This is a genomic window from Streptomyces niveiscabiei (genome assembly GCF_001419795.1).
GTDB lineage: Bacteria > Actinomycetota > Actinomycetes > Streptomycetales > Streptomycetaceae > Streptomyces > Streptomyces niveiscabiei.
Genome location: NZ_LIRL01000209.1, coordinates 1 through 13,030, shown reverse-complemented (window position 1 = coordinate 13,030; position 13,030 = coordinate 1). Strand labels below are relative to the sequence as shown.

The following is a 13,030-nucleotide window of genomic DNA, read 5'->3' as shown; positions in this document are numbered from 1 at the left end:
GGTGAAGGTGAGGGGGGTGGCGTGGGGGGTCTTGCTGTCGCGGACCGGGATGAGGTTCGGGATGTTGTGGGCCACCTCGACGCACTCGCCGCCCGGCTGGGCGTCGCTGTGGGTGGACTTGCGCCAGAGGGCGCCGGTCAGGTCTGGGGTGGCTCGCATGGTGTGAACGTCTCCATCGCCGCTTCGATCATCGCCGCGGACGCCTCCGGCGAGAGAGCGCGGGCTTTCATCCGATCGTAGTCGCGCAGGCGGCGTCGCACGGTACCGCGATCATCGAAGCTCTCTCCGATGCCGGACGCTTCCTGGTAGACGGTGACGGAGTGGTCGGGGAGTGTGAGCAGGATGAGGGTGCCGTTCATGCCTTCGTACGCGCCGACGTCGAACGGGATCACCTGGATCGTCGTACGCGGTGTGTCCACCAAGGCCAGGAGCGCGGCGAGTTGCTCACGCATCACCGCCGGTCCGCCCACCGCGCGCCGGAGCACCGCCTCGTCCAGGATCGCCCAGTACTCGGGGCGGGTGTCGCCGTGCAGGATCTCCTGTCGGCTCAGGCGTTTCGCGATGAAACGGTCGACCTCCTCGGGTGCCGCACTGGGGTGGTCCCGGAGGAACAACGCCCGCATGTACGCCTCGGTTTGGAGCAGCCCCGGCACGAGAGTCGCGCCGTACGCCTGGATCCGCACCGCCTTCGCCTCCAGCGCGAGGCAGTGGTCGAACCGCTTCAGCGGCCTCTCCCGCAGGATCGCCGCGTACATCCCCTGGAACAACACCCCCGTCCCGAACGCCGCGTCGAACTTCTCGGAGATCGGCGGCAGCGGCGGACGCGTCCCCATCTCCACGCCGTAGACGTGCGGTTTGCTGTACTTGACGATGGCCGCCAACTGGCCGAAGGACAGACCCGCCAGGATGCGCTGGCGGTTGAGCTCCCTGCGGTACGACTCGCTTGCGGTGCAGGGCACTTCGAGATCGTTCGCGTCAGTGGTCATGTCGTCGGTCGTCCACCCGTTTCAGGTTCCAGCCGTTAACGGCTCTCACCTACCCGAGGCTAGCGACAGAACGCAACCATGGAGGCACAAACGGTTACCCCCCCTCTCGGAGGCACCCCCATGGACCCCAAACTCCGCCTGCTCCCCTGGACCACCCTCGACGGCCGGCCCTGTTACCTCTCCCCCGACCCCAGTGGCAAGGGACGCATCACTCGACTCGCCGACGAGATCGAGGCCACGCAGATGGACACCGCCGTCGAAGTGCTCGGGCACGCCAAGGTCCTGCTGGACGACCCCGACTCCGCGCCGCGCGAAGTGCGGTTCGCCGGGCGGCGGTTGGCCGAGTGTCTGCGGGACACCGTGCGGGTCGCGGAGTCGCGGGGGCGGCGGCTCGGGGTGGGGGACGACGGCTTCGAGGACGGTGGCTTCGAGGGGGACGACGACGCCCCGCTCGGCCCCAAGTCGGGGTGAGCGGAGCGTTGTTCAGTCGGCGGGCTCAGTGGTTGCGGGGGAAGCCCAGGTCGACGCCCGAGGGGCCCTCGGAGGGGTCCGGCCAGCGGGTCGTGATGACCTTGCCTCGTGTGTAGAAGTGGGTGCCGTCGTTGCCGTAGATGTGGTGGTCGCCGAAGAGCGAGTCCTTCCAGCCGCCGAAGCTGTGGTAGCCGACGGGGACGGGGATCGGGACGTTGACGCCCACCATCCCTGCCTCGACCTCCAGTTGGAAGCGGCGGGCGGCGCCGCCGTCGCGGGTGAAGATCGCGGTGCCGTTGCCGAAGGGGGACGCGTTGATGAGGGCGATGCCCTCGTCGTACGTGTCTACGCGGAGGACCGTGAGGACGGGGCCGAAGATCTCGTCCTGGTACGCCTTGGCCGTCGTGGGGACCTTGTCGAGGAGGGAGATGCCGATCCAGTGGCCGTCCTCGAAGCCTTCGACGGTGAAGTCGCTGCCGTCCAGGACTACTTCGGCGCCCTCGCCAGCCGCGCCCTTCACGTACGACGCCACCTTGTCGCGGTGCGCGGCGGTGATGAGGGGGCCCATCTCGGACGTCGGGTCGTTGCCGGGGCCGATCTTGATCTTCTCGGCGCGTTCGCGGATCTTGGCGACCAGCTCGTCGCCGATCGAACCGACCGCGACGACAGCGGAGATGGCCATGCAGCGCTCGCCGGCGGAGCCGTACGCAGCGGAGACGGCCGCGTCCGCAGCCGCGTCGAGGTCCGCGTCGGGGAGGACCAGCATGTGGTTCTTCGCGCCGCCAAGTGCCTGGACCCGCTTGCCATTTGCGGAGGCGGTGGTGTGGATGTAGCGGGCGATGGGGGTCGAGCCGACGAAGGAGACGGCCTTGACGTCGGGGTGCTCCAACAGGCGGTCCACCGCCACCTTGTCGCCGTGGACGACGTTGAAGACGCCGTCCGGGAGACCGGCCTCCGCGAGGAGTTCGGCGATCTTGAGGGACGCCGACGGGTCCTTCTCGGACGGCTTGAGGACGAACGTGTTGCCGGTCGCGATGGCGATGGGGAACATCCACATCGGCACCATGGCAGGGAAGTTGAACGGCGTGATGCCCGCGACGACGCCCAGCGGCTGACGGATCGAGGCGACGTCGACGCGGCTCGCGACCTGCGTGGACAGCTCGCCCTTCAGCTGGACGTTGATGCCGCAGGCGAGGTCGACGATCTCCAGGCCCCGGGCGACCTCGCCGAGCGCGTCGGAGTGGACCTTGCCGTGCTCGGCGGTGATGAGTTCGGCGATGGCGTCGCGGTTGGCGTCGAGCAGCGCGCGGAACTTGAAGAGGATCTCGGTGCGCTTGGCGAGGGAGGACTGACCCCAGCTCGTGAACGCGTCCTTCGCGGCGGCGACGGCGGCGTCGACCTCGTCGACCGTCGCGAACGCGACCTTCGTGGTGACCGCGCCGGTCGCCGGGTCCGTGACCGGACCGAACGTGCCCGACGCGCCTTCGACGGTCTTGCCGCCGATCCAGTGGTTGACGATCTTCGTCATGACCAGATGCTCCTTCTTGTCGATCAGAGGTGGCGGCGACGGGTGGCGACGTGCCGTTCGTACTGCTCACGGGCCTTGACGGCGGACGGTCGGGTCGCGGTCTCGGCCACGGGAACATCCCACCAGGCTTGCGCCGGGGGCGCTCCCGACACTGTGTCTGCCGTTTCGGTCTCGACGTAGACACAAGTGGGGGTGTCGGCGGCGCGCGCCTCGGCGAGGGCCTCGCGCAGGTCGCCGACGGTCTTGGCGCGCAGGACGCGCATCCCGAGGCTCTCGACGTTGGTCGCGAGGTCCACGGGGAGGGGGGCACCGGAGAAGGTGCCGTCGGGCGCGCGGTAGCGGTAGGCGGTGCCGTACCGCTCGCCGCCGGTCTCCTCGGAGAGGCCGCCGATGGACGCGTACCCGTGGTTCTGGATGAGGAGCATCTTGATCGCGATGCCCTCCTGTACGGCGGTGACGATCTCGGTCGGCATCATCAGGTACGTGCCGTCGCCGACCAGCGCCCACACGTTGCGCTCGGGGGCGGCGATCTTGACGCCGATGGCCGCCGGGATCTCGTACCCCATGCAGGAGTACCCGTACTCCAGGTGGTACCCGTCCTTGGAGCGGGCCCGCCACAGCTTGTGCAGGTCGCCGGGGAGGGAGCCGGCCGCGTTGATGACGATGTCCGACTCGTCGGAGAGGGCGTCCAGTACCCCTAGTACCTGAGGCTGAGTCGGCCGCACATCCTGCTCGGTCGCCTCGTACGCCGCGTCGACGCGCTGCTCCCAGCGCTCCTTGTCCTGCGTGTACTCGTCCACGTAGGCGGTAGTAACGCGGTAGTCCTGGAGAGCTACGGCCAGCTCGGTCAGCGCACTGCGCGCGTCCGCCACCAGCGGGAGGCCCGTGAGCTTGTGCGCGTCGTACCCCGCGATGTTGAGGTTGAGGAAGCGGGCGTCCGCGTCGAAGAGGGTGTTCGAGGCGGTCGTGAAGTCGGTGTAGCGGGTGCCGACGCCGATGATCAGGTCGGCCGTGCGGGCCAGTTCGTCGGCGGTGGCGGTACCCGTGTGGCCTACCCCGCCTACGTCCTGAGGGTGGTCGTAGGAGAGGGAGCCCTTGCCTGCCTGGGTGGAGGCGACGGGGATACCCGTCGTCCTCACGAGGGACGCGAGCGCCTCCTCCGCGCGGCTGTGGTGGACGCCGCCGCCCGCGACGATCAGGGGCCGCCGGGCCGCCTTGACCGCCTCGATCGCCGCCGACAGCTCGACCGGGTCGGCGCCGGGACGCCGTACGGTCCACACGCGGTCGGCGAAGAACTCGTCCGGCCAGTCGTACGCCTCGGCCTGCACGTCCTGCGGGAGCGCGAGGGTCACCGCGCCGGTCTCGACCGGGTCCGTGAGGACGCGCATCGCCTGGAGCGCGGCCGGGATGAGGGCCTCGGGGCGGGTGACGCGGTCGAAGTACTTCGACACCGGGCGCAGCGCGTCGTTCACCGACACGTCCCCGGCGTACGGGACTTCGAGCTGCTGGAGGACCGGGTCGGCGACGCGGGTCGCGAAGATGTCACCCGGGAGGAGGAGGACGGGGAGGTGGTTCACCGTCGCGAGGGCCGCGCCGGTCACGAGGTTCGTGGCGCCGGGGCCGATCGACGTCGTCACCGCGTGCGTGGAGAGCCGGTTCGACTGGCGGGCGTAGCCGACCGCCGCGTGGACCATCGACTGCTCGTTACGACCCTGGAGGTACGGCATCCGGGTGTCGTACTCCAGTAGGGCCTGGCCGAGGCCCGCCACGTTGCCGTGGCCGAAGATCCCCCAGGTCGCGCTGATCAGCCGCTGCCGCTGTCCGTCGCGTTCGGTGTACTGGGCGGCCAGGAAGCGCACGAGCGCCTGGGCCACTGTGAGCCTGGTGGTCATCGGTAACCCTCCGTGTGGTCCGGGTGGAAGCAGATCCGCCATTCGCGGGTGTCCCCCGGTCCGGCCATGACGTTCAGGTAGTACATGTCGTGGCCCGGCTGCGCGATCGACGGGCCGTGCCAGCCGTCGGGTACGAGGACGGCGTCACCCGAGCGGACCTCGGCCAGGACGTCCGCGCCGCCCTCGCGGGAGGGGGACACGCGCTGGTAGCCGATGCCGTGCGGGCCGTCGATCTCGAAGTAGTAGATCTCCTCCAACTCGGCTTCCTCGCCCGGCCGGTGCTCGTCGTGCTTGTGCGGCGGGTACGAGGACCAGTTGCCGCCGGGCGTGACGACCTCGACGGCGATCAGCTTGTCGCAGTCGAAGGCGTCGGCCGAGGCGAAGTTGCGCACGTGGCGCAGCCGGTTGCCGCTGCCGCGTGCTTCGAGGGGGACCTCCGGTGCGGGGCCGTAGCGGGCGGGGAGTCGTCGCTCGCACTTCGCTCCTGCCAGGGCGAAGCGGCCTCCCGCACCGGAGGCGATCGTTGCCTGGGCGTCCCGGGGAACGTACGCGAAGTCGGTTACCCCCGCGAAAACGCTTTCCCTGCCCAGGAGTTGGAACTGTTTTCCCTCTGTTTGCACGGTACATCCGCCTTCGAGGGGGAGCACGATCCACTCCGTGTCCCCGGTCTCGAAGGTGTGCGCGGCGCCTTGGCCCAACTCGACGATACGCAGGGCGCTGTAGCCCCACCCCGCGCTTTTCGGGTCGATGTGCAGCGCGTAATCGCCTTGCGCGGACGCGCCCTTGGGTACGTACAGGTCGTTGCTCATGCGGCCCTCACAGCAGTCCTACGGCGGTGTCCACGGCGGCGGCGACGTCCCCGTCCGCCGGGTACAGCAGCGAGCGGCCGACCACCAGGCCCCGTACGGTGGGGAGTTGGAGCGCTCCGCGCCACTTCTCGTACGCGCCGTCCTGGTCCCCGCCGACCTCGCCGCCCAGCAGCACGGCGGGCAGCGTGGACGTCTCCATGACCTCGGCCATGTCGTCGGGGTTCTCGGTGACCGGGAGCTTCAGCCAGGTGTAGGCCGACGTGCCGCCCAGGCCCGAGGCGATGGCGATCGAGCGGGTCACCGCCTCCGCCGACAGGTCGTTCCCGACCTTGCCCTCGGGAGTGCGGCGGCTGATGAACGGCTCGACGAACAGCGGGAGTTGACGGGCCGCCATGTCGTCGATCGCGCGGGCCGTGGTCTCCAGCGTGGTGAGGGAGCCGGGGTCGTCGTAGTCGATGCGCAGGAGGAGTTTCCCGGCGTCGAAGTTCAACCGCTCGATGTCCTCGGCGCGGTGGCCGGTGAAGCGGTCGTCCATCTCGAAGACCGAGCCCTGGAGGCCGCCGCGGTTCATCGAGCCCATGACGACCTTGCCGTCGAGGGCGCCGAGCAGCAGCAGGTCGTCGAGGATGTCGGCGGTCGCGAGGACGCCGTCCACGCCGGGGCGGCTCAGCGCGAGGCACAGCCGTTCGAGGAGGTCGGCGCGGTTCGCCATGGCGAGCTTGTCGCCGCCGACGCCGAGGGCGCCGCGCGCGGGGTGGTCGGCCGCGACGATCATCAGGCGGCCGGTGTCGTTCACAAGGGGGCGGCGGGCGCGGGACGCTGCCGCTTCGGCCACCGCTTGAGGGCGTTCGGTGCGGAGGCGGACGATCTCGCCGATGTCCACGGCTACGGGGCTCATCGGCCGTCTCCGGTCTGGGTGTCGGGGGTGGCGCCGGTCGCCCGGGCGGCGTCGGAGGGGGTCCCGGCGGCAGAGGTGGCGGCCGTTTCAGCAACCGTTTGCACAACCGCTCCCGCCGCCCCCGAGAGCTCCGGCGTGACCTCGCCCGCCGCGACGGCCGCCTCGATCTCGGCGGGTGTCGGCATCGCCGAGCTGCACTCCAGGCGCGAGGCGACGATCGCGCCGGCCGCGTTGGCGTGGCGCATGATCTTCTCCAGGTCCCAGCCTTCGAGCAGCCCGTGGCAGAGCGAGCCGCCGAACGCGTCGCCCGCGCCGAGGCCGTTGAGGACGCTCACCGGCAGCGGCGGCACCTCGGCCTCCTCGCCCTTGCTGTTGACGGCGAGGACACCCTTGGGTCCCTGCTTGACGACGGCGAGTTCGACCCCCGCGTCGAGCAACGCCCGTGCGGCGGCCCGTGGTTCGCGGACGCCGGTCGCGACCTCGACCTCGTCGAGGTTCCCGACGGCGACGGTCGTGTGCTTCAACGCCTCGGTGTAGAACGGCCGCGCGGCCTCCGGGTCGGACCAGAACATGGGGCGCCAGTCGAGGTCGAAGACCGTCGCGGAGGCCTTCGCCCGGTGGGCGAGCGCCGCGAGGGTCGCCGTACGGCTGGGCTCCTCGCTGAGTCCCGTGCCGGTGACCCAGAACAGGCGCGCTTCCTGAATGGCCGTCAGGTCCAGTTCGTGGGCGTCGAGTTCGAGGTCCGGGGCCTTGGGGCGGCGGTAGAAGTAGAGGGGGAAGTCGTCCGGCGGGAAGACCTCGCAGAAGGTGACCGGGGTCGGGAGCCCGGCGACCGGGGTGACCCAGCGGTCGTCGACGCCGAAGCGGCGCAGCTCCTCGTGGAGGTAGGTGCCGAACGGGTCGTCGCCGGTGCGGGTGATCACGGCCGTACGCCGGCCCAGGCGGCTCGCGGCGACCGCGACGTTCGTCGCCGAACCGCCCAGGAACTTCCCGAACGAGGTGACCTGCGGGAGTGGGACGCCCGTCTGGAGCGGATAGAGGTCCACTCCGATCCGTCCCATGGTGATCAGGTCGTACGCCATCGGGTTCCCTTCGCGTCGGCTCTCCACGGCAATCGGCTCTGCAACCGTTTTCTAGCCTCGCCCTCCGAGCCCTGTCAATACTTTGTCCAGACATTCGGACCAGGTCTTGACACCTCTCGCGGGGAGACCGCACCCTGACGCCCATGACGACGCTGTCCTCATCCCCCTCACTCTCCCGTATCCGGATCGGTTCGGCCCCCGACAGCTGGGGCGTCTGGTTCCCGGACGACCCCGCCCAGGTGCCCTGGCAGCGGTTCCTCGACGAGGTCTCCGCGTCCGGGTACGAGTGGATCGAGCTGGGCCCGTACGGGTACCTGCCGACCGACCCCGCGGTCCTGACGCGCGAGGTCGCCGAACGTGGCCTGAAGGTGTCGGCCGGCACGGTCTTCACCGGGCTGCACCACGGCGAGTCCGTCTGGGAGAAGACCTGGGCGCACGTCGCGGACAACGCGGTGCTCGCGCAGGCCATGGGGGCCAAGCACCTCGTCGTCATCCCGTCCTTCTGGCGCGACGACAAGACCGGCGAGGTCCTGGAGTCCGACACGCTGACGCCGGAGCAGTGGCGCAACCTGAACACGCTGACCGAGCGGCTCGGCGAGCGGGTGCGGGACGAGTACGGCCTGAAGATCGTCGTCCACCCGCACGCCGACACGCACATCGACAGCGAGGAGAACGTCGTCCGGTTCCTGGACGGCACGGACTCCTCCCTGGTCTCGCTGTGCCTCGACACCGGGCACTACGCGTACTGCGGCGGCGACAGCGTCAAGCTGATCGAGACGTACGGGGAGCGGATCGGGTACCTGCACCTCAAGCAGGTCGACCCCGAGATCCTCGCCGACGTGCGCGCGAAGGGGACGCCGTTCGGGCCCGCTGTCGCGCAGGGCGTCATGTGCGAGCCGCCGACCGGGGTGCCGGAGCTGGGTCCCGTCCTGGAGGCGGCCGGGAAGCTGGACGTCGACCTGTTCGCGATCGTCGAGCAGGACATGTACCCGTGCGAGCCGGACAAGCCGCTGCCGATCGCCCAGCGGACGCGGGCGTTCCTGCGGTCCTGCGGGGCATAAGGGTCTTCTGTTCGCCGTGTCCGGAACGCGCTCCCTTTGAGGCGCGCGTTCCGGACATTTTTTGTCAGCTGTGTCACAAACACCACCCCTATGTCACGCATGTTCCGTGTACGCGGGCTTTCGGTCACACGTGATCAACCGCCGCTTCCTTCCGGTCGGGCGGCGTCGTTCAGCAGTTCATGACAGACCGTCAGCTCTGGTCCTACAGGGACATCGCCGCACACATCCGCGTCCAGCCGGACACCGTCCGCTCCTACCGCAAGCACGGGCACCTGCCGCCCCCGGACCACGTCGAGGGAGGCAAGCCGTTCTGGTACGCCGACACGGTCCGGGCCTGGGCAGCGTCGAGACCCCGGAGCCAGACCCGCCGGGAGGAGTGACCGGCCCCGGCGGCTCCTGAAAATCGTTCTGTGCCCCGCCTCCGGGTGGGGCACAGTGCCGTCCATGGACTTCTCCGTGAAACCCGTTCTCAGCGGCCCCCTGACCGTGCTGCGCCCCTTCACCGAGGCCGACGCCGAGGTCATGGCCGGCCTCATGGAGGACCCGGAGGTCGTCCGGTTCACCGGGGCCTCGCCGAATCCGCTCAGCCCCGAGTTCCTGCGGTCCTGGTACGGCTCGCGCAGCGCGCAGGGCGACCGGCTCGACCTCGCCGTCACGGACCGGGAGACGGGGGAGGTCGTCGGCGAGGTCGTCCTCAACGAGTGGGACCCGGCGGCGCGCAGCTGCACGTTCCGTACGTTCCTGGGCGCGCGCGGGCGCGGGCGGGGGTTCGGGACCGAGGCGACGCGGCTGATCGTCGGGCACGGATTCGATCAGCTCGGGCTGCACCGGATCGAGTTGGAGGCGTACGCGTTCAACTCTCGCGCCATAAGGGTTTACGAAAAGGTCGGATTCGTGCGCGAAGGGGTGCGCAAGGAGATCGAGCTGAGGGACGGGAAGTGGGTCGACGAGGTGGTGATGGCGATCCTGGAGGACGAGTGGGCCGTCCACCGGGGGCACCCCGAGGGGGTCACCGCCACGGCTCGATGACCGTCACGCCCGCGCCCGGCGCCGTCCCCATCGCCTCCAGGGCCCGCGGGACGGCGTCCAGGGCGATCGTCGAGGTGACGAGCCGGTCGGGGCGCAGGGCGCCCGTACGGACCGCCTCCAGCATCTCCGGGTAGGTGTGGGCGGCCATGCCGTGGCTGCCGATCAGGCGCAGTTCCAGGGCGATCGCGCGGGCCATCGGGACGGGGGTCGTGCCGGTGTCGGAGGGCAGGAGGCCGACCTGGAGGTGGCGGCCCCTGCGGCGCAGGGAGTTGACGGAGGCCGCACAGGTCGCCGGGGAGCCGAGGGCGTCCAGGGAGAGGTGGGCGCCGCCGCCGGTCAGCTCACGGACGTACGCGGCCGTGTCGTCGACCGTGCCCGCGTCGACGCATTCGGTCGCGCCGAAGGTCCGTGCGAGGTCCAGCGCGCGCGGGCTGACGTCGACGGCCACCACGCGCGCGCCCGAGGCCGCCGCGATCATCACCGCCGACAGGCCGACGCCCCCGCACCCGTGCACGGCGACCCACTCCCCCGCCGCGACGCGCCCCTGCTGCACGACCGCGCGGAACGCCGTCGCGAACCGGCAGCCCAGGGAGGCCGCCGTGGCGTACGAGAGGTCCTCGGGGACGGCGACGAGGTTGACGTCGGCGTGGTCCAGGGCGACGTACTGCGCGAAGGAGCCCCAGTGCGTGAAGCCGGGCTGCGTCTGGCGCTCGCACACCTGGTGGTCGCCGGCCTGGCAGGCGGGGCAGCTGCCGCAGCCGCACACGAAGGGGACGGTGACACGGTCGCCCGCGCGCCAGCGGGTGACGTACGGGCCGGTCTCCTCGACGACACCGGCGAGTTCGTGCCCGGGCACGTGCGGGAGGGCGATGTCCGGGTCGTGGCCCATCCACCCGTGCCAGTCGCTGCGGCACAGGCCGGTGGACTCCACCCGGACCACGACGCCGTGCTCCCGCGCGCGCGGGTCGGGCACCTCCCGCACCTCGGCCCGCTCGCCGTACCGCTCGAACACCACTGCCCGCATGTCGCGCTCCCTTCCGGTCCGACGATCATGCAGGAAGCGGGGGTGAGGGGGTACCCCGTGCGCGCCGCCCGGACTGCGGTGCCCGGCGCACCCCCCTAAAGTGCGACGAAAGCCACCCTCCCCGCCTCCCGAGGGGCCTCTGTGACGCACTCCCCGCCGCCCGGTGCGCCCCGCGCGCGTATCCCTGGTCCGCAGCAGCCGCCGCCCACGTACCCGCGGATTCCCGAGGGGCTGTGGAAGCACGCGCTCGCGGGCGGGCTGACGCTGTGGGTGCTGACCGCGCTCACGACGTACGCGACGGGGAACACGACGCTGCTGCCGACGCTGATCCTGCTGGGGAGCTTCCTGGTGCCCGTCACGTTCGTGCTGTGGGCGTACGAGCGGCACGGGCGCGACCTCGGGGTGAGCGTGCTGCTGGGGTGCTTCCTGACCGGGGGGACGCTCGGGGTGCTGGGCGCGTCGGTCATGGAGACGTATCTGCTGCGCCCCTCCGCGTGGATGTTCGTGGGCGTGGGGCTGATCGAGGAGGGCGTGAAGCTCGGGGCGCTGATGCTCGTGGTGCGGCGGCAGGTGCGGCTGCGGGGGATGCGCGCGGGGCTGGTGCTGGGGGCGACCGTCGGGTTCGGCTTCGCGGCCCTGGAGAGCGCCGGGTACGCCTTCGACGCGGCCGTGTCGACCCGGGGGGTGGATCTGAGGGCGCTGGTCGAGACGGAGGTCCTCAGGGGGCTCCTGGCGCCTTTCGGGCACGGGCTGTGGACGGCGATCGCCGGGGGCGTCCTGCTGTCGTCCCGGATGCCCAGCGGGCGTTTCCGGATCACCGGCCCGGTCGTGGGCGCGGTCCTCGGCGTGTCGCTGCTGCACGCGCTGTGGGACTCGACGCACGGGATCGCGGTGTGGCTGGTCACGCGGCTGACGAGCGTCGATCTGGAGCGTGAGCTGTTCGAGGTGGGGTACCTGGCCGACGCGACCCGGCAGCAGGAGCACCTGTTCACGCTGTTCTCGGTCGGCGGGATGGCCTGTGTCGCGCTGTTCGGGCTGTCGTGGGCGCGGTCGCTGGCCCGCCGGGACCCCTCTTGGAGAAATACCCCCTAGGGGTATACAGTCGGAGGAGAAGGAGCACCGTGGGCCCCAGCCGGCCCCCGCTCTCCCACGCCTTCCCGAGGAGTAACGACATGACCGCCCCCACCGACACCGTCGTCGCCGTCTACAAGGTCAGCGGCATGAGCTGCGGCCACTGCGAGGGCTCCGTCTCCGGCGAGATCTCGCAGATCGAGGGCGTCAGCTCGGTCAAGGCCGTCGCCTCCAGCGGCGAGGTCACGGTCGTCTCGGCCGCCGCGCTGGACGAGGAGGCCGTTCGCGCGGCCGTCGACGAGGCCGGCTTCGAGCTGGTCGGCCGGGCCTGAGACCCGCTCCCCCATCCCTCCGACGGGCCGTACGACCGACCCCGGTCGGGTACGGCCCGTCGCGCTTCCTGGAGTCACGGAGATGTCCAGCACGCACGCACCGGCGGCCCCGCAGACGGCCGAGGTCGAACTGATCATCGGCGGCATGACCTGCGCCTCCTGCGCCGCCCGGATCGAGAAGAAGCTCAACCGGATGGACGGCGTCGAGGCGACCGTCAACTACGCGACCGAGAAAGCCAAGGTCAGTTACCCCCCGGGGGTAGCGGTGACGGATCTGATCGACACCGTCGTCAAGACCGGATACACCGCCGAGGAACCCGCGCGCGTGGAGGACGTTCCGGACACCGACGCCCCTGAGGGCGACGATCCGGAACTCGTCGCCCTCCGGCAGCGCCTGCTGGTGTCCGTCGTCCTCGCGGTCCCCGTGATCCTCCTGTCGATGATCCCTTCGCTCCAGTTCGACAACTGGCAGTGGCTGTCCCTGACGCTCGCGGCGCCGGTCGTCGCCTGGGGCGGCTGGCCGTTCCACAAGGCCGCCTGGACGAACCTGCGGCACGGCTCCTCGACGATGGACACGCTGGTGTCCGTCGGGACGGCCGCCGCGTTCGGCTGGTCCCTGTGGGCGCTGTTCTTCGGGGACGCCGGGATGCCCGGGATGCGGCACGGCTTCGACCTGACCGTCTCGCGCGGGGGCGCGTCGTCCGCGCTGTACCTGGAGGTCGCCGCCGGGGTCACCACGTTCCTGCTGCTCGGCCGGTACCTGGAGGCGCGCGCGAAGCGGCGTTCCGGGGCCGCGCTGCGGGCGCTGATGGAGCTGGGCGCCAAGGACGTCGCCGTCCTGCGCGAC

At 70.8% G+C, this 13,030-nt stretch carries 15 protein-coding genes; 7 read left to right on the top strand and 8 right to left on the bottom strand.

Features of this window, described 5'->3' with window-relative positions; translation table 11 throughout:
* A partial coding sequence (locus tag AOK24_RS44985; RefSeq protein ID WP_063799434.1) for a DUF397 domain-containing protein occupies positions 1–159 on the bottom strand: 159 nt, incomplete at its 3' end.
* A complete protein-coding gene (locus AOK24_RS11880; protein ID WP_055720031.1) occupies positions 138–986 on the bottom strand; it encodes a DUF5753 domain-containing protein in 849 nt (282 codons plus the stop codon). The genes AOK24_RS11880 and AOK24_RS44985, both read right to left, overlap by 22 nt.
* A gap of 120 nt (positions 987–1,106) precedes the next feature.
* Here AOK24_RS11880 and AOK24_RS11875 point away from each other — a divergent pair, with 120 nt between their 5' ends.
* Positions 1,107–1,457 (top strand): hypothetical protein, encoded by a 351-nt coding sequence (locus tag AOK24_RS11875; protein ID WP_055720030.1) that lies wholly within the window; start codon positions 1,107–1,109, stop codon positions 1,455–1,457.
* A gap of 25 nt (positions 1,458–1,482) precedes the next feature.
* On the opposite strand, the gene mmsA is transcribed toward AOK24_RS11875, so the two are convergent.
* From mmsA to iolC, 5 genes are read right to left on the bottom strand one after another with little or no spacing between them, the layout of a single operon-like run.
* Entirely contained in the window at positions 1,483–2,985 is a 1,503-nt protein-coding gene (mmsA, locus tag AOK24_RS11870; protein WP_055720029.1) for a CoA-acylating methylmalonate-semialdehyde dehydrogenase, read from the bottom strand.
* A 23-nt stretch (positions 2,986–3,008) separates the two neighbouring features.
* Positions 3,009–4,877 carry a 3D-(3,5/4)-trihydroxycyclohexane-1,2-dione acylhydrolase (decyclizing) gene (iolD, locus tag AOK24_RS11865; RefSeq protein WP_055720028.1) on the bottom strand — a complete coding sequence of 623 codons (1,869 nt, stop codon included), beginning with the start codon at positions 4,875–4,877 and terminating at the stop codon, positions 3,009–3,011.
* A complete protein-coding gene (gene iolB, locus AOK24_RS11860) occupies positions 4,874–5,686 on the bottom strand; it encodes a 5-deoxy-glucuronate isomerase (protein WP_055720027.1) in 813 nt (270 codons plus the stop codon). Before iolB ends, iolD begins: the two co-directional genes overlap by 4 nt.
* 7 nt (positions 5,687–5,693) lie before the next feature.
* A complete protein-coding gene (locus AOK24_RS11855) occupies positions 5,694–6,584 on the bottom strand; it encodes a Cgl0159 family (beta/alpha)8-fold protein (protein ID WP_055720026.1) in 891 nt (296 codons plus the stop codon).
* On the bottom strand, positions 6,581–7,666 hold the full coding sequence (gene iolC, locus AOK24_RS11850; protein ID WP_079056770.1) for a 5-dehydro-2-deoxygluconokinase: 1,086 nt from the start codon (positions 7,664–7,666) through the stop codon (positions 6,581–6,583). The genes AOK24_RS11855 and iolC overlap by 4 nt, the downstream gene beginning before the upstream one ends.
* Positions 7,667–7,809: 143 nt before the next feature.
* On the opposite strand from iolC, the gene AOK24_RS11845 reads away from it, so the two are divergent.
* The 3 genes from AOK24_RS11845 (at position 7,810) to AOK24_RS11835 (ending at position 9,756) form a co-directional block, all read left to right on the top strand.
* Positions 7,810–8,727, top strand: coding sequence for a sugar phosphate isomerase/epimerase family protein (locus AOK24_RS11845; RefSeq protein ID WP_055720025.1), 918 nt, complete (start codon positions 7,810–7,812; stop codon positions 8,725–8,727).
* Positions 8,728–8,906: 179 nt separating this feature from the next.
* Positions 8,907–9,107, top strand: a complete 201-nt coding sequence (locus tag AOK24_RS11840) for a helix-turn-helix transcriptional regulator (RefSeq protein WP_055720024.1) — start codon at positions 8,907–8,909, stop codon at positions 9,105–9,107.
* 64 nt (positions 9,108–9,171) lie between these two features.
* On the top strand, positions 9,172–9,756 hold the full coding sequence (locus AOK24_RS11835; protein ID WP_055720023.1) for a GNAT family N-acetyltransferase: 585 nt from the start codon (positions 9,172–9,174) through the stop codon (positions 9,754–9,756).
* Here the strand turns inward: AOK24_RS11835 and AOK24_RS11830 are convergent.
* On the bottom strand, positions 9,737–10,780 hold the full coding sequence (locus tag AOK24_RS11830; RefSeq protein WP_055720022.1) for a zinc-dependent alcohol dehydrogenase family protein: 1,044 nt from the start codon (positions 10,778–10,780) through the stop codon (positions 9,737–9,739). The two genes, AOK24_RS11835 and AOK24_RS11830, sit on opposite strands and share 20 nt — an antisense overlap.
* 141 nt (positions 10,781–10,921) lie before the next feature.
* On the opposite strand from AOK24_RS11830, the gene AOK24_RS11825 reads away from it, so the two are divergent.
* The 3 genes from AOK24_RS11825 to AOK24_RS11815 form a co-directional block, all read left to right on the top strand.
* Positions 10,922–11,872 (top strand): PrsW family intramembrane metalloprotease, encoded by a 951-nt coding sequence (locus AOK24_RS11825; protein ID WP_055720021.1) that lies wholly within the window; start codon positions 10,922–10,924, stop codon positions 11,870–11,872.
* Between the two features lie 80 nt (positions 11,873–11,952).
* Entirely contained in the window at positions 11,953–12,183 is a 231-nt protein-coding gene (locus AOK24_RS11820; protein WP_055720020.1) for a heavy-metal-associated domain-containing protein, read from the top strand.
* An 82-nt stretch (positions 12,184–12,265) separates the two neighbouring features.
* Positions 12,266–13,030 (top strand): cation transporter (locus AOK24_RS11815; protein WP_167376828.1); only part of this gene is annotated, 765 nt, incomplete at its 3' end.

Bases quoted from the DNA above. Each gene is read 5' to 3' on its own strand.
- AOK24_RS11880 (WP_055720031.1), bottom strand. From the start codon at position 986: ATGACCACTGACGCGAACGATCTCGAAGTGCCCTGCACCGCAAGCGAG.
- AOK24_RS11835 (WP_055720023.1), top strand. From the start codon at position 9,172: ATGGACTTCTCCGTGAAACCCGTTCTCAGCGGCCCCCTGACCGTGCTG.
- iolC (WP_079056770.1), bottom strand. From the start codon at position 7,666: ATGGCGTACGACCTGATCACCATGGGACGGATCGGAGTGGACCTCTAT.
- iolB (WP_055720027.1), bottom strand. From the start codon at position 5,686: ATGAGCAACGACCTGTACGTACCCAAGGGCGCGTCCGCGCAAGGCGAT.
- AOK24_RS11830 (WP_055720022.1), bottom strand. From the start codon at position 10,780: ATGCGGGCAGTGGTGTTCGAGCGGTACGGCGAGCGGGCCGAGGTGCGG.
- iolD (WP_055720028.1), bottom strand. From the start codon at position 4,877: ATGACCACCAGGCTCACAGTGGCCCAGGCGCTCGTGCGCTTCCTGGCC.
- AOK24_RS11820 (WP_055720020.1), top strand. From the start codon at position 11,953: ATGACCGCCCCCACCGACACCGTCGTCGCCGTCTACAAGGTCAGCGGC.
- AOK24_RS11875 (WP_055720030.1), top strand. From the start codon at position 1,107: ATGGACCCCAAACTCCGCCTGCTCCCCTGGACCACCCTCGACGGCCGG.
- AOK24_RS11840 (WP_055720024.1), top strand. From the start codon at position 8,907: ATGACAGACCGTCAGCTCTGGTCCTACAGGGACATCGCCGCACACATC.
- AOK24_RS11855 (WP_055720026.1), bottom strand. From the start codon at position 6,584: ATGAGCCCCGTAGCCGTGGACATCGGCGAGATCGTCCGCCTCCGCACC.
- mmsA (WP_055720029.1), bottom strand. From the start codon at position 2,985: ATGACGAAGATCGTCAACCACTGGATCGGCGGCAAGACCGTCGAAGGC.
- AOK24_RS11845 (WP_055720025.1), top strand. From the start codon at position 7,810: ATGACGACGCTGTCCTCATCCCCCTCACTCTCCCGTATCCGGATCGGT.